We start from the raw sequence: 17711 nt of genomic DNA on the forward strand, positions 1-17711 counted from the left end.
TCAACCGGCGGCGGCCCCGAACCACCGCGGCAGATGGCCGAGCAGCTCCTGCTGATCCTCGCCGGCCCAGGCCACATGGCCGTCCGGCCGCAGCAGCACCGCGGGTACGTCCAGTTCCTCGCTCACGTCGACGACATGGTCGACCCGATCCGACCAGCCCGCCGCCGAGAGCCGGCCCGTCCCGTCGAGCAGCAGCCCGCGGCCGCCGCGCATCAGCTCGTAGAGGCGACCCTGCTTCAGCTTCACGTCCCGCAGCCGTCGGCCGAGCAGTTCGTGGCCCTCGCCGAAGTCGTAGTGGACCCCGATGGCGGTGATCTTCTCGATCAGGTAGCGGTTCACGTCCTCGAAGTCCATCAGCTGCGACACCAGCCGACGCACCGACTGCGGACCCGGTTCGGTGGCCATCAGGTACATCTGCGCGCGGGTGTTGTCCAGCACGTCGGCCGCCACCGGGTGCCGTTCGCTCTCGTAGCTGTCCAGCAGCCCGTCCGGTGCCCGGCCGCCCAGCTCGGCGGCCAGTTTCCAGCCGAGGTTGAACGCGTCCTGGATGCCGAGGTTGAGGCCCTGGCCGCCGGTCGGCGGGTGGATGTGCGCCGCGTCGCCGGCCAGCAGCACCCGGCCGGACCGGTAGCGCTCGGCCTGCCGGGTGGCGTCGCCGAAGCGGGACAGCCAGCGAGGTGAGTGAACACCGAAGTCGGTGCCGGCGACCGCCCGCAGCTGTTGCCGGACCTCCTCGAAGGCCGGCGGGACGGCGCGGTCCTCGGTCAGCCCCTCGGCAGGCACGACGACGCGGTACACCCCGTCTCCGAGAGGCATGAAGCCGAACCGCTTCTGGGTCTTGCGGACTTCGGTCATCACGGAGATCAGCGTTTCCTGGGGCACGGCCACCTCCATCTCGCCCAGCAGCGTCTCGACCGTGGCGGGCTCGCCGGGGAAGCCGACGCCGAGCAGCTTGCGCACCGTGCTGCGGCCGCCGTCGCAGCCGACGAGGTAGCGCGAGCGCAGCCGTGTGCCGTCGGCCAGCTCGGCTGTCACCGCGTCGTCGTCCTGGCTCAGACCGACCAGCTCGCAGCCGCGCCGGATCTCGGCGCCGACCTCGGTGGCGTGCTCGGCGAGCAGGCGGTCGGTGATGGTCTGGGGGATGCCGAGGGTGTAGGGATGTGCGGTGTCCAGCCGGTCGGGCCAGGGCTTGTCGATGCCGGCGAAGAAGCCGCCGACCTGGTACTGCCTACCGTGTGCGAGGAACCGCTCCAGCAGACCCCGCTGGTCCATCACCTCGATGCTGCGCATGTGCAGACCGAGCGAGCGCACCACCTTGGTCGGCTCCGGCTCCTTCTCCAGCACGAGCACATGCACGCCGTGCAGCCGCAGCTCGCCGGCCAGCATCATGCCGGTCGGTCCGCCGCCCACAATGATCACGTCGATCATCACAACACTCATTTCCGCAGGTACTGGCTTCGGCCGGAGATTCTGCGGTACGAAGGGGGCCTTGCCGCAAGACCCCCGGTGCGCTATACGTTGAGAGTGGCAAGGAGTGAGTGACCTCCTTGCCCTTCGTCTGTGGCCCGGTCCTTGCAGCCCGGTTCTCGTCGCCCGCCGGCCGTCAGATCACGCAGCCCACGTGCGCCAGCGCCTGCTTCAGCAGCACCCCGTGGCCGCCCGGCATCTCGCTCTGCACCGCCGGGGACAGGGCCTCCTGCGGGCTGAACCAGACCAGGTCGAGGGCGTCCTGGCGGGGCCGGCAGTCGCCGGTGACCGGGACGACGTAGGCGAGTGAGACCGCGTGCTGGCGCGGGTCGTGGTACGGCGTGACGCCCTGCGTCGGGAAGTACTCCGCGACGGTGAAGGGCTGGAGGGACGTCGGGACCCGGGGCAGCGCCACCGGACCGAGGTCCTTCTCCAGGTGCCGCAAGAGGGCGTCGCGGACGCGCTCGTGGTGCAGCACGCGGCCGGAGACGAGGGTCCGGCTGACCGTTCCGTCCGGTCCGATGCGCAGCAGCAGGCCGATGCTGGTGACCTCGCCGCTGTCGTCGACCTGCACCGGCACGGCCTCGACGTACAGGATCGGCATGCGCGCGCGTGCCATCTCCAGCTCGTCGGAGGACAGCCAGCCGGGCGTGGTCTCGGTCATGTCAGACATTGCTTGATCATACTTTCCGGGAATTGCGAACGCTCAGTCGCGAGGCGGGCGGGGCTCGAGGGCGGGGTCGGGTTCGGGGGCGGGAAGTCCGTAGAGACGGCGGGCGTTGTCGCCGGCCGCCCACGCCGCGATCCGCAGCGCGTCAGGCAGGCCCAGCTCGTCGGCGTCCACCCGGTCCTGGAGCAGTTCGCCCAGGCCGCGGCGGAACGCCAGTGCGCCGAGCTGGTAGAACTCCGCCAGACCATACGCGTCGGAGGCGTACAGCAGCTTGCGGAACGGAGTGATCTCCATCGCCTCCGCCAGGATCGCCCGGGACCGGGCGGGGCCGACGTGGTGCAGGGTGAGGCCGACGTCGAGATACACCTCCTCGAAGACCGCCGCCAGATAGGCGGCCTGGCGCTGGTAGGGCCAGCAGTGCAGGAGCAGCACCGGAATCGTGCCCTTGATGAGGTGCAGCCAGTCCGTCAGACGGGTCGGGTCCACGCGGTGCAGTCGGATGTCGCTGTCGCCGAACCCGGTGTGGAGTTGGAGGGGAAGCCCCAGGTCGACCGCCGTCCACAGGAGATGACGTACCAGGACCGGGTCGGTCAGGCGGCCGCCGTTCGCCAGCCACTGCCGGGCCGCCGCGGTGACCAGCGCGTCCGAGGGGCGCGCCGGGTTCAGGTCGAAGCCGGTCCGGTAGGCGGCCACCGACTTCACGGCCACCACGCCCGCCCGCCGTACGGCCGCCTCGGCGGCCGTACGGAAGGCGGAGGCGTAGGCATCCGGTTCGACCCCCTGTGCCGCCAGCGCCTCGGCGACCGCCTCCAGCCGTACGACCTCGTACGCGGTCGCGTCGGCGGTCTCCGCCAGCTCCTGGGGTGTGGTGAGGCGCTGTGGGGTGTAGCCGGTGTCGACGCAGAACACCTCCGTTCCGGCGGCGGCGAGCAGCCGGCGGTCCACCTCGCCCCGGCCCAGCTCCGCACGCCGGGCCAGATACGCGTCGGCGGGGGCGTGCCGCGGCAGATCGAGCAGGGGTGCGCAGTGGCGGCGTACGGCCACGCCGACCGGGGTGTCGAAGGACGAGACGCCGGTCCAGTGCTCGCCCTCGGTGAGCAGGGCCTCGAAGCCGTCCCTGCCCAGGTCGGAGGTGACGATCCCGTGGCAGTGGTGGTCCACCAGCGGCAGCGCCGCGAGCGCCTCGTGGACCGGCCCGGTGGCGCCCACGTCAGTACTTCCAGCGGTACGCCGCCGCGACCTGATCGTCGTCCAGCCCGGCGACGGCGTCGACCTCGCCCTGCCGTACGGCGATCACGGCGTCGGCGAGGACGGGGCCCAGCGCGGCACGCAGCGGCTCGTTCGTACGGAACTCCTCCACGGCCTCGGCGAGCGAGGTCGGCAGCCGGCGGACGCCTCGGGCCGCCGCGGCCCGCGCGCCGAGGTGGGCCGGGTCGCCGGTGATCTCCTCCGGCAGCCGCGCGCCCGACGCCAGTCCGTCCAGCCCGGCGGCGATCAGGCACCCGAGGGCGAGGTATGGGTTGGCGGCCAGGTCCACCGGCTTGACCTCCAGGTTGGCCGCCTCGGCGCGATGGCCTGCCGTGCCCGTGACGACACGCAGCCCGGCCTCCCGTGTCTCCCGGCCCCATGCGGTGAACACCCCGGCCCACTGCGAGGGTCTGAGCCGCAGCTGGCTCGCCGGGCTCGGCGCGGTCACGGCCGTGAGGGCGGGGAGGTGGGCGAGGATGCCGGCCGCGAAGGACTCGGCCTCGGACCGCATGCCGTGCCGGCGGTCACCGCCTGCGTGCAGATTGACCCCCTCGCGCCAGGCGGAGAGGTGGACATGGCCGCCGTTGCCGACGCCCTGGCCGAGGACCGCCGGGGCGAAGGACACTGCGAGCCCGTGCCGCTGCGTCACCGCCCGGATCGTCTGCCGCACCAGCACGCTGCGGTCGGCCGCAGCCACCGGATCGAGCGCTGCCACCGACAGCTCGAACTGTCCGGCCGCGTACTCCGGATGGAACTGGTCGACCTCCACCCCCTGCCGCGCGAGCGCCGCCAGCAGCTCGGCGGCGCAGTCGCTCAGCTCGACCTGGCGGGCGGCGCCGTATGCCGGCCCTGCGACCGCCGGCACGAACTCACCCTCGGGCCCCGGGGGTTGGGCGACGGCCCACTCGATCTCGATGCTCGCCTTGAAGGTGACGTCGTGCCGCTCGGCCGCCTCAAGGACCGTCCGCCGCAGGAACGTACGGCTGCACCCGGGATGCCGCTCGCCCTCCTGGGTGATCCGGTCGACCGGAGCCCACGCCCAGCCGGGCTGCGCGGACAGCTCCACCAGGAGGTCGAGGTCGGGGTAGAGGCGCAGGTCGCCGTCCGGGGAGCCGAGGACGTCCGTGGTGACGATGGAGTCGCCCGCCAGGAAGGTGTCGAACACCGGGGACATCCCGACGCCCCAGGCCGCCGTGGAGGCGAGCTTCGCCGTCGGGATCGTCTTCACCCGGGCGATGCCCGCCGTGTCGACGTACGCCAGGACGATCCCGTGCACGCCCCGCCCGGACAACTCGCCGCTCAGCGCGCCCGCCCGCTCGACGTCACCGGGACGCCCGCCCGGGACGGGATCGGCAAGGGTGGTCATACGGTCTCCTCGACGAGCTCGGCCGGTGCGTTCCGGTCCGTGCCGGTCCGGGCCGGCACGTGTGGTCCCCGCTGGGCGTCAGGGTTTCACGGCGACCGCGCCGTACTGCGGCACCGCAACGGGAGAGTCGGGGGCGCGCCACTGCGAGCAGGACACCATGCCCGGCTCCAGCAGCTCCAGCCCCTCGAAGAAGGCCGCGATGTCCGTGCCGCTGCGGGCAGTGATCGGCGGCGTGGCGTTCTCGTTCCAGAACTTCATCGCCGGGATCTGGCCCTCGCCGCCCAGCTCGGAGTCGAACGTCGGGTGCGTCAGGACCAGGTGGCTGTCGGAGGGGACCGCGGCAAGGACCCGCCGTACGATCTCGCGGGCCTCGTCGTAGTCCAGGACGAAGTTGAGGATGCCCAGCATCATCACCGCGACCGGTTTCGTGAAGTCCAGGGTTTGTGAGGCGCGTTCGACGATGGCGTCCGGGTCGTGCACGTCGGCGTCGATGTAGGCGGTGACGCCCTCGTGGGTGCCGGTCAGCAGCGTGCGGGCGTGCACGAGCACGATCGGGTCGTTGTCGACGTACACGATCCGTGAGTCGGGGGCGACGCGCTGGGCGATCTCATGGGTGTTGTCCGCCGTCGGCAGTCCGGTGCCGATGTCGAGGAACTGCCGCACGCCCTGCTCCTCGGCCACGAAACGCACCGCCCGGCCGAGGAAGTCGCGGTCGGCGCGGGCGATGTCCCGGATGATCGGGAACATCCCCGCGACATGCTCGCCGACCTGCTGGTCGACCTCGTAGTTGTCCTTGCCGCCGATCCAGTAGTTCCACACGCGCGCGTTGTGCGCCACACCGGTGTTCAGCTTCGCCGACCCGCCCGACGGGGTGTGGCCATCACTCACGACTCGTCCTCTCCTCGCACGAACGACCGAAACCGGCCATCGCCGCCATTGTGCCGCTCCGTTGATCACGCTGTCCCGGGAATCGGCAGAGCCGGGAGGGCTGTTGGAGGGCAGTGCGGCGGGAGGGAGAGGGAGCGGTGGGCCGTGTTACTCGATCTCGCTGGGCGTCGAGGCGGGCGACTTCCCGGCCAGGACGTCCTGGAGGCGCTGCGTACCGAGCTTGACCGCCTGCTCCACGGAGTCGTGCTCGTCCCCGTCGAGGCCGCCCGCCGTGACGGTGATCGCGTCGTTGCCGACACGAACGGCGGCGACGTCGAGGGTCAGCGTGGACTGCTCGCCGCCGGTGGTGCCCTGCACCGTCACCCGCAGGCCCTCACGGGCGTCGCCCACGTCGGGCAGCGAGGTCTCGATGACCTGGACGGTGCGCTCCTCGCCGTTCTCTGTCATCGTGAACTGGTCGCACTCGGTCGGCAGCTTCGCCATCCAGTTCAGCGAGTCCTGCGGGTCGTTGCGGTCGTAGGCCGCGACCTGGTAGAGCAGCCGAGAATCGTTCTGCGTGAAGCCGCGCAGCGCGTTCGCTCCCGACGGCTTGCCCAGCAGGTCGTCGTCGTAGAGCGAGTCCATGAGCCGCTGGCAGTCGGCGGCGTCGGCCTTGGCGGTGAGGAAGTCCGAGACGTCCACGGTGCCGATGAGCAGGCTGTCGTGCCAGTTCTCCGCCTCGGTGTCCTTGACCTGGGTCCAGGCGTCCTCGATGTCCGCCTCGGTGATCAGCGCGGTCTGTGCGCCGGACTCGGTGAGGGTGGCCCCGGTGGGCGAGCCGGTCGTGGTGGGAGAACCGGTCGTGGTGGGGGAGCCGGTCGGCTGCTTCCTGGCGGCGGGGGACGCGGTGACGCCGGAGGCCCGCGAGCCGTCTTCGTCGCCGTCGTCCGAGCAGGCGGCGGTGGCCAGCAGCGTTCCTGCCGCCAGGGCCGAGGAGAGGACGCGGACGAGTCGGGACGTACGACGGGTCATCGGGGGTGCCTCCTGAGAACGTGACGAGTGCCCTCAGCGCACCACCGGAACCAACGGCCCACCACCGGCACCGGCCCGTTCGAGTGACCACCCCCGGGGAGCGCGCCCACGCCGCGCCGGCGCCTCAGCCGCCCGGCTGTCCGTATCCGTGCTGCCAGGCCCACGCCGCGATCTCGACGCGGTTCCGGTCCTGGCCGGCATCGAACGCGCCGCCACCGAGGCCTTCGCCTCGATGCGCCGTACCGTCGGCGTGCTGCGCGACACCGGGGAGGAGGGCGGTGACCGTCGCCCGGTCGGCGACCTGGCGGGCGTCGCCGAGCTGACGGACGGCTTCGCGGGCCCGGGCCGGCAGGTCACCCTGAGCCGTGATCCCGCGGTGTCGGACGACCTGCCCCATGAGGTGCAGGCGGCGGCCTTCCGGGTCGTCCAGCGGCACGCGGCCGACGCCGCGCACATCGAAGTTCGCCTGAGCGACGACGCCGGGCGACTGGAGGTGTCGGTAGCGGACGACGGCCGAGGCGGCGTCCAGCTGCCGCCGGCGGCCCACGGCGGTGGCTTCGGCCTCGTCGGCCTCAAGGAGCGGGTGACCGCACTGGGCGGGGAACTGCATGCCGGACCGCGGGGCGGGGTCGGGTGGGAGGTTCGGGCGGTGTTTCCGGCGAGGAAGGCCTGATGTGCGGTTCCCCGTGGCACTTGGAGCGTTGCAGTACCGCGCGTGCTCCGCTCGCTGTTCAATGGGAGCGAACAGTCCTGTCCCGCCGAGAGGAGCCCGCATGCCCCCCGCCGCCGTCCCGCCGGTAGGCACCCGCATCCGGCAGGCCCGCCTGGCACGCGGGACGAGCCTGCGGGCGCTCGCCCGGGAGGTCGGCGTATCGGCGAGCCTCATCTCGCAGATCGAGAACGGCAAGAGCCAGCCCTCGGTCAGCACCCTCTACGCCATCACCACAGCCCTCGGCATCTCCATCGAAGTCCTCTTCGAGGCGGGCGAAGCTGCAACGGCCTCCCTGGCGGCGGCAGCCCCCGGCACCGTCCTGCACGCCCTCGCCGCCTTCGCCGCCGACCCCGGTCGCCGCATCGGCCCGCTGGTCACGCCGGAGGAGCGGGAAGTGCTGGAGCTGGACTCGGGTGTGGTGTGGGAGCGTCTCGGCCACGTTCCCGGCACCGACGTCGACTTCCTGCTCGTGACGTACCGGCCCGGCGGGGCCTCCTCCAGCTCCGGTGGCCTCATGCGGCACACCGGCACCGAATACGGCTGCCTGACCTCGGGCGAGCTGATCCTCACCCTCGGGTTCGACGAGTACACGCTGAGTCCCGGCGACTCCGTCTGCTTCGAGTCGACGACCCCGCACCGCTACCGCAATGATGGTGACGTACTGGCTACAGGCATCTGGTTCGTGTCCAGTGTTGTTCAGTGACACTTGACACTCGCCGCGTACAGTCGTTGACTCCCAAGCGGGGGTGGTCGCCATGGCGATCCGCACTTTCGGACCCAATGCCGTCGACTGGGAAGAGCGCGTCGACCTGGACCGGCTGCGCAAACAGCGGCTGGCCCGTCTCAACGAGACCCTGAACCGCTCCGATCTCGGCGCGGTGCTCAGCTTCGACTTCGCCAACATCCGCTACATGACGGCCACGCACATCGGCACCTGGGCGATGGACAAGCTGATCCGCTTCGCCCTGCTGGTGCGCGGCGGCGAGCCGATCGTCTGGGACTTCGGCTCCGCGGCCCGGCACCACCAGCTGTACAACCCGTGGCTCGACTACAGCGACGGGAAGGAAGACGGCCCGCCCACCGGCGCCCGCGCCGGGATCTCCACACTGCGCGGCGCCTTCCACCCGCAGGCCGGGATCGCCGCGGACGTCGCCGCGAAGATCGTCACCGAACTGCGCGCACACGGCCTGGCCGACGAGCCGCTCGGCATCGACGTCGTCGAGATGCCGGTCCTCACCGCCCTGCGCGCCGAGGGCATCGAGGTCGTCGACGGACAGCAGGTCTTCCTGGAGGCCCGCCGCATCAAGACACCGGACGAGATCTCCCTGCTCACCCAGGCCTGCGCGATGGTCGACGCCGCGTACGAGGAGCTGTACGGCTATCTGCGCCCAGGCGTGCGCGAGAACGAGTGTGTCGGGGTGGTCAGCAAGGTGCTGTACGACCTCGGCAGCGAGTACGTCGAGGGCGTCAACGCGATCTCCGGCGAGCGTTGTTCACCCCATCCGCACGTCTACAGCGACCGTCTGATCCGCCCAGGCGACCCCGCCTTCTTCGACATCCTGCACAGCCACCTCGGCTACCGCACCTGCTACTACCGCACCTTCGCCGTCGGCAGCGCCTCCCGCGCCCAGCGCGACGCATACGTACGCTGCCGCGAGTACATGGACCAGGCCATCGACCTCGTCCGCCCGGGCGCCACCACCGCCGACATCGTGCAGGTCTGGCCGCGCGCCGAGGAGTTCGGCTTCGCCGACGAGACCGCCGCGTTCGCCCTCCAGTACGGCCACGGCGTCGGCCTGTCGATCTGGGAGAAGCCGATCTTCAGTCGGCTGGTCTCCCTCGACCACCCCGAGGTCCTGGAAGAGGGCATGGTGTTCGCGCTGGAGACCTACTGGCCCGCCGCCGACGGCTGGTCCGCCGCCCGCATCGAGGAGGAAGTCGTCGTCACCGCCGACGGCTGCGAGGTCATCACCAAGTTCCCGGCGGAGGAACTGCTCGTGGCGGGCCGCAAGTACTGGACGGTCGGCGGCGAGCTGAACACCCGGCGCGAGTCGCAGTCCCACCTCAACACGTCCCGCAACACACCCCTGAACCCCTCCCGCAGCACCTCCCGTGACGATGGGTCCCGCTGATGGAACCGGCCGAACTCCTCGCCGCCTACGAGCGGATGACCGTCATCCGCCGTACGGAGAAGGCCGCCCACGACCTCTTCCTGCAGGGCCTCGTCAAGGGCACCACTCACCTCGCGGCCGGACACGAGGCCATCGCCGTCGGCGCGAGTGCCGCCCTGCGTCCCGACGACCACGTCTTCGCCACCTACCGGGGACACCATCACGCGCTGGCACGCGGCGCCACCCCCGAGGAGTGCCTCGCCGAACTCATGAGCCGGGCCACGGGGTTGTGCGGGGCCAAGGGCGGCTCCATGCACCTGACCAAGGCGGCAACCGGCATGCTCGGCTCGTACGCCATCGTCGGCTCCCACCTTCCGATGGCGGCCGGCGCCGCCTGGTCGGCCCGGCTGCGCGGCACCGACCAGATCGCGGTCGCCTTCTTCGGCGACGGCGCCACCAACATCGGCGCCTTCCACGAGGCGCTCAACCTGGCCGCCGTATGGAAGCTGCCCGTGCTGTTCGTCTGCGAGAACAACCTCTACATGGAGTACACGCCGATCGCCGACGTCACGGCGGTGCCCCGCCCCGCCGCCGACCGGGCGCCCGCGTACGGCATCCCGGGCGAGGTGGTGGACGGTAACGACGTCCTCGCGGTAGAGGAGGCGGTGGCCCGGTTCGCGGCGCGGGCCCGGGCAGGAGACGGGCCCGCGCTGCTGGAGGCGCTGACCTACCGCCACTTCGGGCACAGCCGCTCCGATCCGGCCACCTACCGCCCCGCCGAGGAGGTCGAACGCTGGCTGAAGCACGACCCGTTGGACCTGGCGCGGGGCCGGCTCGTCGAGATGGGGGTGTCGGAGGCGGTGATCGGCGAGGCGGACGACCGGGCGACCTCCCTCGTCCAGAAGGCCGTCGAGGCCGCGAAGGCGGCGCCCGCGCCCGATCCGGACGAGGCGTTCACCGACGTATGGGCGGACGGAGGTGCGGCGTGGCGGACCTGATCACCTACCGGGAGGCGGTCGCCGAGGGCATCGCGCGGGAGATGCGGCGCGATCCGTCCGTCGTGTGCCTGGGCGAGGACATCGGGGCGGCGGGCGGGGTGTTCAAGACCACCGTCGGGCTGTTCAAGGAGTTCGGGCCCGAGCGGGTGTGGGACACGCCGATCTCCGAACAGGCCATCGTGGGGGCTGCCATGGGCGCCGCGATGACCGGGATACGGCCCGTCGCCGAGATCATGTTCTCCGACTTCCTGGCCTGCTGCTGGGACTATCTCGCCAACGAGATCCCCAAGGTGCGGTACATGACGGGCGGCCAGGTCACCGTCCCGCTCGTGGTGCGCACCGCCAACGGCGGCGGGCTCGGCTTCGGCGCGCAGCACTCCCAGGCCACCGAGAACTGGGCGCTCACCGTGCCCGGTCTGAAGATCGCCGCACCGGCGACCCCCGCCGACGTGATCGGCATGATGGCCGCGGCGATCCGCAGCGACGACCCGGTCGTCTTCTTCGAGCACAAGGCGCTGCTCGCCTCCAAGGGCGCGCCCGCACCGCCGGACCATGTCGTCGAGCTGGGCCGGGCCGCAGTCGTCCGCGAGGGCGCCGACGTCACCCTCGTCGCCCTCGCCTCGATGGTGCCGCTCGCGCTGCAGGCCGCCGACCTGCTGTCCGGCGAGGGCATCGAGGCGGAGGTCGTCGACCTGCGCTGTCTGGTGCCGCTGGACATGAGCACCGTGCTCGCGTCGCTCGGGCGGACCTCGCGGCTCGTCACCGTCGAGGAGAACCCGTACCAGGGCGGCTGGGGCGCGACGGTCGTCTCGGTTGTCGCGGACGAGGGGTTCGGCCTGCTGGACGCGCCGGTCAGACGGGTGGCGGGGGAGTGCGTACCGCTGCCGTTCGCCGATGCGCTGGAGGAACGGGTGATCCCCACCGTCGACAAGGTCGTCACGGCCGTGAGGACCCTCACCGCCTATTGAACGTCCCGTCCGAAACACCGCATGGGAGGAAGAGCGATGCCCGATCGGATACTCCTGCGAGCCGGTCACGTGCTGTCGATGGATCCCGCTGTCGGGGACCTCCCCCAGGGGGACGTCCTCATCGAGGACGGGAAGATCACGGCGGTGGAGCCGGACATCAGCGCCGACGCGGACGTGCTCGACATGACCGGCCGTATCGTGATCCCCGGCTTCGTCGACACCCACCGCCACACCTGGGAGGCGTCGATCCGTAACGTCGCCCCCGACGCCACCCTGGACGACTACTTCGTCGACATCCTCGACTCCTTCGCGCCGCTCTACACCCCCGAGGACGTGTACGCGGCCAACCTCGCGGGATCGCTGGAGTGCCTCAACGCGGGCATCACGACCCTCGTCGACTGGTCGCACATCAACAACACCCCCGAGCATCCCGACGCCGCGATCCACGCGCTCACGGAGACCGGCATCCGCGCCCAGTACGCGTACGGCAGCGCCAACACCTCACTGGCCGACTACTGGTTCGACAGCAAGATCGCGATTCCGGGCGACGACGTACGACGCATTCGCAGCGCCCACTTCTCCTCCGACGACGGTCTGCTGACCATGGGCCTGGCCACCCGCGGCCCCGGCTTCTGCACCAACGACGTCGTCACCGCCGAGTGGGCCCTCGCCCGCGACCTGGGCATCCCGATCACCGTGCATGTCGCGATGGGCCGCCTGGCGGGCCGCTTCGGCATGGTCAAGCAGCTCCAGGGCCTGGGGCTGCTCGGCCCCGACACCACCTACGTCCACTGCTGCTACTTCAGCGAGGAGGAGTGGCAGATGGTCGCCGACAGCGGCGGCACGGTCTCGATCGCACCGCAGGTCGAGGAGCAGATGGGGCACGGCTGGCCCCCCGTCATGAAGGCCATCGAGTACGGGCTGCGGCCCTCGTTGAGCATCGATGTCGTCACCACCGTGCCCGGCGACATGTTCACCCAGATCCGCGCGGCCTTCGGCGCCGAGCGCGCCCGCGTCAACGCCGACTGCTGGAAGGCCAATCTGCCCGTCCCCGAAACGATGTTGACGGCACGTCAGATGCTGGAGATCGCGACACGCAACGGCGCCCACGTCGCGGGCGTCGAGGACCGCACCGGCTCCCTGACCCCCGGCAAGCGCGCCGACGTCGTCGCGATCGACGCCACCGCACTGAATGTCGCCCCGGTGCACGACGCGGCCGCCGCGGTGACGCTGTCGGCGGATGTCTCCAACGTCGACACGGTCATCGTCGACGGTGTGATCCGCAAGCGTGACGGCCGGCTCGTTGCCGACGTCGACCGGGCCCGCCGACTGGTCCAGGACTCCTGCGACCGTCTCCTGGCCGCGAAGGAGGCGAAGAGCGCCGCATGACCCGACACCTGGTGCGCCGGGCCGCCGACGTCCCGGAGCCGATCTATGACGAACTCGGCCACCGGCGACGGGAGTTGGTCGGCGAAGATGACGGCAGCGTGCACACCGGCTTCGGTGTGTGCGAGATACGGCCCGACGGCCGGGTCGGCGCGCATGTGCACTCGTACGAGGAGAGCTTCCATGTCCTCGACGGGGCCGTGATCCTCGATGTGCCCGAAGGGTCGTACCTCCTAGAAGAGGGCGACTACGGCCTCCTCCCGACCGGCGTCACGCATGCCTGGCGTGGCGCGGGGGAGACCGTCGGACGCTGGGCCGACATGCTCGCGCCGGTGCCGCGGGCCCGCTACGGCCACGACACCCAGGCGGTGCCCGCGCTGCCGGCCCGCGACCCCGTCCGCATCGACGTCCGCGACCCGCGCACCCGGTCCTTCGGCCACTTCGAGGCCGCGCAGATGGATCCCGGCAAGCAGGCGCAGGACCTGCTCGCGGTGTCGGCGAGCATGCGGACCGCGTTGCTCGTGTACAGCGGGATCACCGTGAAGATGATGGTCGACAGCGATCTCGGCGCCGTCGCCTCGACCATGTTCATGGTGCAGTACGCGCCGGACGGGGTGGCCGGCACACACGACCACCCCTTCGAGGAGACGTACCTGTTCCTGGAGGGGGCCGTGGACGCCACCTTCGACGGCGAGCGGTACCGGCTCGGCCCCGGCGACCTCGCGTGGGCGGGCGCCGGCTGCGTGCACGGGTTCGCCAACGCGGGGGAGGGGCCCCTGCGCTGGCTGGAGACCCAGGCGCCGCAGCCGCCGCCGCAGCACTCCTACCGGTTCACGCGGGACTGGGAGTATCTGAGGAAGGCGCTGGGGTCATGAGCAGTGTGCTCGTCGTGGGCGGCACCTCCGGGATCGGCCGCGAGTTCGCCCGCTTCCGCGCGCGGCGGGGTGACGAGGTGGTCCTCACCGGCCGCGACGCCGATCGCGCCGACACGGTGGCCAAGGAGATCGGCGCTGCTCAGGGCCTCGCGCTGGATCTGTCGCAGCCCCGGGAGATCGCCGCCGCACTGGCCGGCGTCGGGCGTCTGGACCACCTGGTGATCGCGGGCGTCTCCCGGGACGACAACCGGGTCACCGAGTACGACATCGACGCAGCCCTGCGTCTCGTCACGCTCAAGCTCGTCGGCTACACCGAGGTCGTGCACGCCCTGCGTCCACGGCTGCACGACGACAGCGCGATCGTGCTGTTCGGCGGACAGGCCAAGGAGCGCCCGTACGTCGGCGCCACGACGGTGGCGACCGTCAACGCGGGCGTGAGCGGGCTGGTGAACACCCTCGCCGTCGAGCTGGCGCCGGTACGGGTCAACGCCGTGCATCCCGGGGTCGTGGGGGACAGCCCCTACTGGCTGGCCAAGCCCGGCGAGGTGCTGGCGGGGCTACGTGCCAGAACCCCCACCGGGCAGCTCGCCACGATGGCGGACGTCGTGGACGCGGTGGACTTCCTGCTGCGCAACCGGTCGGTCAACGCGGTCGAACTCGCGGTGGATGGGGGATGGTTGCTCGGGTGAGAGGCTTCGAGCCGGGGGCTGGGTCAGGGCGTCAGGGCTTCAGGCCGACCGCGCCGTACAGCGACACGGGAATTTCGTTCGCCCCGAGCTCGTCCGCGCCCGGCCGCCAGTCCGACAGTGAGACGATCCCCGGCTCCAGCAGCTCAAGTCCCTTGAAAAGGCGGCCCACTTCGTCGTGCGAACGGGCCACGAGCGTCACCCCGCTCGCGTTGTAGGCCGCGATCCCCCGGCGGACGTTCTCCGGTTCGAAGTCCGCCGTCATGGCCGAAAGCACCAGGCAGCTGCCCGGCGCCAGCGCGCCGACCAGCGTGTCCACCAGCCGGTGGGCGCCGTCGTCGTCCGCGATGAAGTGCAGCAGCGCGATCAGGGACAGGGCGACGGGCCGGTCCAGGTCGAGGACCGACGCTGCCTGTTCGAGAATCCGCTCCGGCTCACGCGCGTCGGCCTGCACATACTCCGTCACGCCTTCCGGAGTGCCGCGCAGCAGGGCCTCCGCGTGAGCGAGCACGATCGGGTCGTTGTCGACGTAGACCACCCGTGCGTCCGGGACGACGGACTGGGCGATCTGGTGCAGATTGGGCTCGGTCGGGATGCCGGAGCCGATGTCGAGGAACTGCCGGATCCCCGTCTCCTGGACGACCGCCCGGGTGGCCCGCTGCATGAACCGGCGGTTGGCCCGCGCGTGCCGCGGAGCGTCGCCCTGCATCGCCGTGATCCGGCGGCCGAGCTCCTCGTCGACCGGGTAGTTGTCCTTGCCGCCGAGGAACCAGTCGTACACCCGGGCCGGATGCGGTCTGCTCGTGTCGATACGAGATACGGCCGACTGGGTCGCCGACCCGGTTCCCGACTCGGTCCCCGCCACGCAGGCCTCCTGTGCTCGGCAACGGTGTGCTGCGAGCAGTCTTCCACGATCATGCGGCCCGGCGGAGACTGTCTTCGGCCACCTCCTTGTCGAGCGAGGCCCGCACCAACGCGGCGGCCGGCACGGCCGGTTCGGCGATCCCGGCGAGGCCGGCCACCCGTTCCGGAACCTTTGGGAGGCCGAACCGCTCGGCGCCCGCGAGCGCCTTGGTGTCCAGTCAGGGCGCCACGTCCGGCCGGACCCGCTGGGCCTCGCGCAGGAAGATGGCGGCGCCGGACGACCCCGTCCTGGGGGACCCCTGCAGCAGGCTGCGCAGTTCGGCGACGTCACCGTCGGCGTCCTTGCCCAGCCGCCGCAGGTCTCCGCCCCACCGGTCGTTCAACATCTCGGCACCTTGGCCGAGTTGGGTGGCCGCACGTTCGTCGTAGCGTCGATAGCCCGGCCGAGCGCGTCGCCCCCCCTGCCAGTCGGCGTCGGCCATCCGGCGCGGATCCTAGGGCCGCAGCGGGTCGTGGCCGATCGTCATCAGCTGATGCCGACGGCGGGTCTGTTCGGGCTCGGGCTCGTTCTCGAGGTCCGCCTGGTCGGTGACGGTGTCCACGACGTCGTACATGATCTGGACGTCGTCGTCCGTGAGGTCCGTGCGCCGTTTCTGGAGGATCGCGAGGACGTGCTGCCCGGTCGGCGTCCCGGCCTGGTCCGGCAGCGGCTCGGTCTCCTCGTCCGCGTCACTGACCCGCAGCCAGGTGGCCAGCTCCTGCGAGGTCATGTTCACGACGCGGTGGAACTCCTGCCACAGTGCGTCGAGTTCGAGGGCGTCGGTCACGGTGTGCCCCTTCTCTCCGGGTACGGCTGTGCGTGTACGGCGTATGTCGGTGTCGGTGTCGGTGTCGGTGTCGGTGTCGGTTCAGGTGTCGTGTCACTCGTCGCGCGGCCAGTTCTCGGCGTCGAACATCCAGCGCTGCTTCTCCAGCTCGCTCGTGATGCCGATCAGCAGGTCCTGCGTCACCGGGTCCGGCTCGGCGGTCGCGTCGATACGCGCGCGCAGCCGCTCTATGGCCCCCGCCAGGGAGTCCACGACGAGCTGGACGACCTCGTTGTCGCGGACCCAGCCCTCCTTGGGGCCGGGCAGCGTGTAGGCCGCAGCGATGGTCTCCGGCCGGCCGTCGGGCGGCAGGCCGAGTGCGGCGGAGCGTTCGGCGACCGTGTCGGCGAACGAGCGGGCCACCGAGACGACCTCGTCGAGCTGCAGATGGATCGAGCGGAACCGCGGGCCCACGATGTTCCAGTGCGCCTGCTTTCCGATCAGCGACAGTCCCAGGAGATCGACGAGAGTGCTCTGCAGCGCCTCGCCGGCGACGCGGCGGGCCGGTTCGGGAAGCGTGCTCTTGACGACAGTCATTCCGCGCTCCTCCATTTCTGGCGTGGTCGGGCCAGTACGGAGCGGTGCGACGCAGGTGCGACGCCGGTACCGCTCCATGCGGGCGCGGGTGCCCAGGGCGAACCGGCGCAAAACGCGACGTGTCTCAGTGCGCGAACACACCGTCCAGGAAGTGGAGCAGGTCCGCGAAGACGTCCGCCTTGTTCGTCTCGTTGAACACCTCGTGCCGGGCTCCCGGATAGATGTGCTCGCCATGGATGTGCTCGCCGTGGACTTGCTCGGACGGCTCGCCCCCGCGCAGCTCCTCGACGCCGACACGGCTGCCGGTGAGCGGGACCAGCCGGTCGTTGTCGCCGTGCAGCCACAGCAGCGGCAGGCGTCCGAGGTCGCCGCCCTTGGACACGGTGTCCAGCATCCGCGCGAACGCCTCGACCGTCGGCCGCTTCATCGGCCCGTGCCAGACCAGCGGATCCGCCACGTACGCCGCGCCCACCCCGGGATCGCGGGAGAGCGCGGCCGGGCTGATGGGCGTGTCGGGGATCTCGTCGAGGGCGAGCAGCCGGCGGGGCAGCTCCCAGTCGCCGATCACGGGCCCGGACAGCACCAGAGCGGCGAGCCCGTCGCCGTGCAGCTGGGCGTAGCGGGCCGCGATGAGGCCGCCCATGGAGTGCCCGACCATGACGACCGGCACATCCGGATACGCGGCCCGGGCCGGCCCGGCGACCGCGTGCACATCGGCGACCACGTCCTCGAAGTCCTCGATCAGCACGCGCTCACCCGCCGACCTGCCGTGACCGACGTGATCGGGCCCGAACACGGCAGCACCGTGCCCGACCAGGACGTCCGCCACCTCGGCGTACCGGCCGACGTGCTCGCCGTAGCCGTGGATCACGAGGGCGAGGTAGCGGGGCCGGCCGCGGCTCGGCCACTCGCGTACGACGATCGATCCCCGGCTTCCGTCGAGTACGTGCTCGCGGGCGTCGGCCATGGTTCCTCCGGCTGCGTCGGGGCAGGCTTCCCGGAGGATCTTCCCAGGGGGCGGCGAGGCGGTCTATAGTCCAAAACTAGCGGTGCTAATT

17 protein-coding genes and 2 pseudogenes are annotated in these 17711 nt (G+C 71.2%); 8 read left to right on the forward strand and 11 right to left on the reverse strand.

All coding sequences use genetic code 11. The features are described from left to right. The 6 genes from rox to ACWGDB_RS04030 form a co-directional block, all read right to left on the reverse strand. Window positions 1-1428 (reverse strand): rifampin monooxygenase, encoded by a 1428-nt coding sequence (gene rox / locus ACWGDB_RS04005; RefSeq protein WP_453820964.1) that lies wholly within the window; start codon window positions 1426-1428, stop codon window positions 1-3. 175 nt (window positions 1429-1603) lie between these two features. Further along, entirely contained in the window at window positions 1604-2131 is a 528-nt protein-coding gene (locus ACWGDB_RS04010; RefSeq protein ID WP_453821079.1) for an NUDIX hydrolase family protein, read from the reverse strand. A 42-nt stretch (window positions 2132-2173) separates the two neighbouring features. Next, complete coding sequence (locus ACWGDB_RS04015; protein WP_453820965.1) at window positions 2174-3346, reverse strand: amidohydrolase family protein; 1173 nt, start codon at window positions 3344-3346, stop codon at window positions 2174-2176. A 1-nt stretch (window position 3347) separates the two neighbouring features. Further along, the gene (locus tag ACWGDB_RS04020) at window positions 3348-4751 is read right to left on the reverse strand and encodes a glutamine synthetase (RefSeq protein WP_453820966.1); all 1404 of its coding nucleotides are present in this window, start codon (window positions 4749-4751) and stop codon (window positions 3348-3350) included. Window positions 4752-4829: 78 nt separating this feature from the next. Further along, a complete protein-coding gene (locus tag ACWGDB_RS04025) occupies window positions 4830-5639 on the reverse strand; it encodes an SAM-dependent methyltransferase (protein WP_453820967.1) in 810 nt (269 codons plus the stop codon). A 147-nt stretch (window positions 5640-5786) separates the two neighbouring features. After that, window positions 5787-6650 (reverse strand): hypothetical protein, encoded by an 864-nt coding sequence (locus ACWGDB_RS04030; protein WP_453820968.1) that lies wholly within the window; start codon window positions 6648-6650, stop codon window positions 5787-5789. Window positions 6651-6834: 184 nt separating this feature from the next. Here ACWGDB_RS04030 and ACWGDB_RS04035 point away from each other — a divergent pair. The 8 genes and pseudogenes from ACWGDB_RS04035 to ACWGDB_RS04070 form a co-directional block, all read left to right on the forward strand. Next, window positions 6835-7323: pseudogene (locus ACWGDB_RS04035) on the forward strand (sensor histidine kinase); the annotation flags it as partial. Window positions 7324-7423: 100 nt separating this feature from the next. Then, window positions 7424-8065: a helix-turn-helix domain-containing protein gene (locus tag ACWGDB_RS04040; protein WP_453820969.1), complete on the forward strand. Its 642-nt coding sequence runs from the start codon at window positions 7424-7426 to the stop codon at window positions 8063-8065. 52 nt (window positions 8066-8117) lie between these two features. After that, window positions 8118-9494, forward strand: a complete 1377-nt coding sequence (locus ACWGDB_RS04045) for a M24 family metallopeptidase (RefSeq protein WP_453820970.1) — start codon at window positions 8118-8120, stop codon at window positions 9492-9494. Continuing rightward, window positions 9494-10471, forward strand: a complete 978-nt coding sequence (locus ACWGDB_RS04050; protein ID WP_453820971.1) for a thiamine pyrophosphate-dependent dehydrogenase E1 component subunit alpha — start codon at window positions 9494-9496, stop codon at window positions 10469-10471. Before ACWGDB_RS04045 ends, ACWGDB_RS04050 begins: the two co-directional genes overlap by 1 nt. After that, window positions 10459-11439 (forward strand): alpha-ketoacid dehydrogenase subunit beta, encoded by a 981-nt coding sequence (locus ACWGDB_RS04055; protein ID WP_453820972.1) that lies wholly within the window; start codon window positions 10459-10461, stop codon window positions 11437-11439. Before ACWGDB_RS04050 ends, ACWGDB_RS04055 begins: the two co-directional genes overlap by 13 nt. 36 nt (window positions 11440-11475) lie before the next feature. Then, the gene (locus ACWGDB_RS04060) at window positions 11476-12828 is read left to right on the forward strand and encodes an amidohydrolase family protein (RefSeq protein ID WP_453820973.1); all 1353 of its coding nucleotides are present in this window, start codon (window positions 11476-11478) and stop codon (window positions 12826-12828) included. After that, entirely contained in the window at window positions 12825-13700 is an 876-nt protein-coding gene (locus ACWGDB_RS04065; protein WP_453820974.1) for a cupin domain-containing protein, read from the forward strand. The genes ACWGDB_RS04060 and ACWGDB_RS04065 overlap by 4 nt, the downstream gene beginning before the upstream one ends. After that, window positions 13697-14389, forward strand: a complete 693-nt coding sequence (locus ACWGDB_RS04070; RefSeq protein WP_453820975.1) for an SDR family oxidoreductase — start codon at window positions 13697-13699, stop codon at window positions 14387-14389. The genes ACWGDB_RS04065 and ACWGDB_RS04070 overlap by 4 nt, the downstream gene beginning before the upstream one ends. 31 nt (window positions 14390-14420) lie before the next feature. On the opposite strand, the gene ACWGDB_RS04075 is transcribed toward ACWGDB_RS04070, so the two are convergent. The 5 genes and pseudogenes from ACWGDB_RS04075 to ACWGDB_RS04095 form a co-directional block, all read right to left on the reverse strand. Then, the gene (locus ACWGDB_RS04075; RefSeq protein WP_453820976.1) at window positions 14421-15251 is read right to left on the reverse strand and encodes an SAM-dependent methyltransferase; all 831 of its coding nucleotides are present in this window, start codon (window positions 15249-15251) and stop codon (window positions 14421-14423) included. Between the two features lie 49 nt (window positions 15252-15300). Then, a pseudogene (locus tag ACWGDB_RS04080) lies at window positions 15301-15744 on the reverse strand (endonuclease); the annotation flags it as partial. Beyond that, window positions 15745-16077: a DUF3140 domain-containing protein gene (locus tag ACWGDB_RS04085; protein WP_328420798.1), complete on the reverse strand. Its 333-nt coding sequence runs from the start codon at window positions 16075-16077 to the stop codon at window positions 15745-15747. It lies immediately after the preceding pseudogene. A 93-nt stretch (window positions 16078-16170) separates the two neighbouring features. Beyond that, window positions 16171-16653 carry a Dps family protein gene (locus ACWGDB_RS04090; RefSeq protein WP_453820977.1) on the reverse strand — a complete coding sequence of 161 codons (483 nt, stop codon included), beginning with the start codon at window positions 16651-16653 and terminating at the stop codon, window positions 16171-16173. Between the two features lie 124 nt (window positions 16654-16777). After that, a complete protein-coding gene (locus ACWGDB_RS04095; protein ID WP_453820978.1) occupies window positions 16778-17620 on the reverse strand; it encodes an alpha/beta hydrolase in 843 nt (280 codons plus the stop codon). Window positions 17621-17711 lie beyond the last annotated feature (91 nt).

Source organism: Streptomyces sp. NPDC055013 (genome assembly GCF_053608645.1).

What these genes read in the sequence shown, in the direction of transcription:
- ACWGDB_RS04030 (WP_453820968.1), bottom strand. Translation starts at nt 6,650, where the DNA reads ATGACCCGTCGTACGTCCCGACTCGTCCGCGTCCTCTCCTCGGCCCTG.
- ACWGDB_RS04010 (WP_453821079.1), bottom strand. Translation starts at nt 2,131, where the DNA reads ATGACCGAGACCACGCCCGGCTGGCTGTCCTCCGACGAGCTGGAGATG.
- ACWGDB_RS04065 (WP_453820974.1), top strand. Translation starts at nt 12,825, where the DNA reads ATGACCCGACACCTGGTGCGCCGGGCCGCCGACGTCCCGGAGCCGATC.
- ACWGDB_RS04095 (WP_453820978.1), bottom strand. Translation starts at nt 17,620, where the DNA reads ATGGCCGACGCCCGCGAGCACGTACTCGACGGAAGCCGGGGATCGATC.
- ACWGDB_RS04060 (WP_453820973.1), top strand. Translation starts at nt 11,476, where the DNA reads ATGCCCGATCGGATACTCCTGCGAGCCGGTCACGTGCTGTCGATGGAT.
- ACWGDB_RS04045 (WP_453820970.1), top strand. Translation starts at nt 8,118, where the DNA reads ATGGCGATCCGCACTTTCGGACCCAATGCCGTCGACTGGGAAGAGCGC.
- ACWGDB_RS04040 (WP_453820969.1), top strand. Translation starts at nt 7,424, where the DNA reads ATGCCCCCCGCCGCCGTCCCGCCGGTAGGCACCCGCATCCGGCAGGCC.
- ACWGDB_RS04070 (WP_453820975.1), top strand. Translation starts at nt 13,697, where the DNA reads ATGAGCAGTGTGCTCGTCGTGGGCGGCACCTCCGGGATCGGCCGCGAG.
- ACWGDB_RS04020 (WP_453820966.1), bottom strand. Translation starts at nt 4,751, where the DNA reads ATGACCACCCTTGCCGATCCCGTCCCGGGCGGGCGTCCCGGTGACGTC.
- rox (WP_453820964.1), bottom strand. Translation starts at nt 1,428, where the DNA reads ATGATCGACGTGATCATTGTGGGCGGCGGACCGACCGGCATGATGCTG.
- ACWGDB_RS04050 (WP_453820971.1), top strand. Translation starts at nt 9,494, where the DNA reads ATGGAACCGGCCGAACTCCTCGCCGCCTACGAGCGGATGACCGTCATC.
- ACWGDB_RS04090 (WP_453820977.1), bottom strand. Translation starts at nt 16,653, where the DNA reads ATGACTGTCGTCAAGAGCACGCTTCCCGAACCGGCCCGCCGCGTCGCC.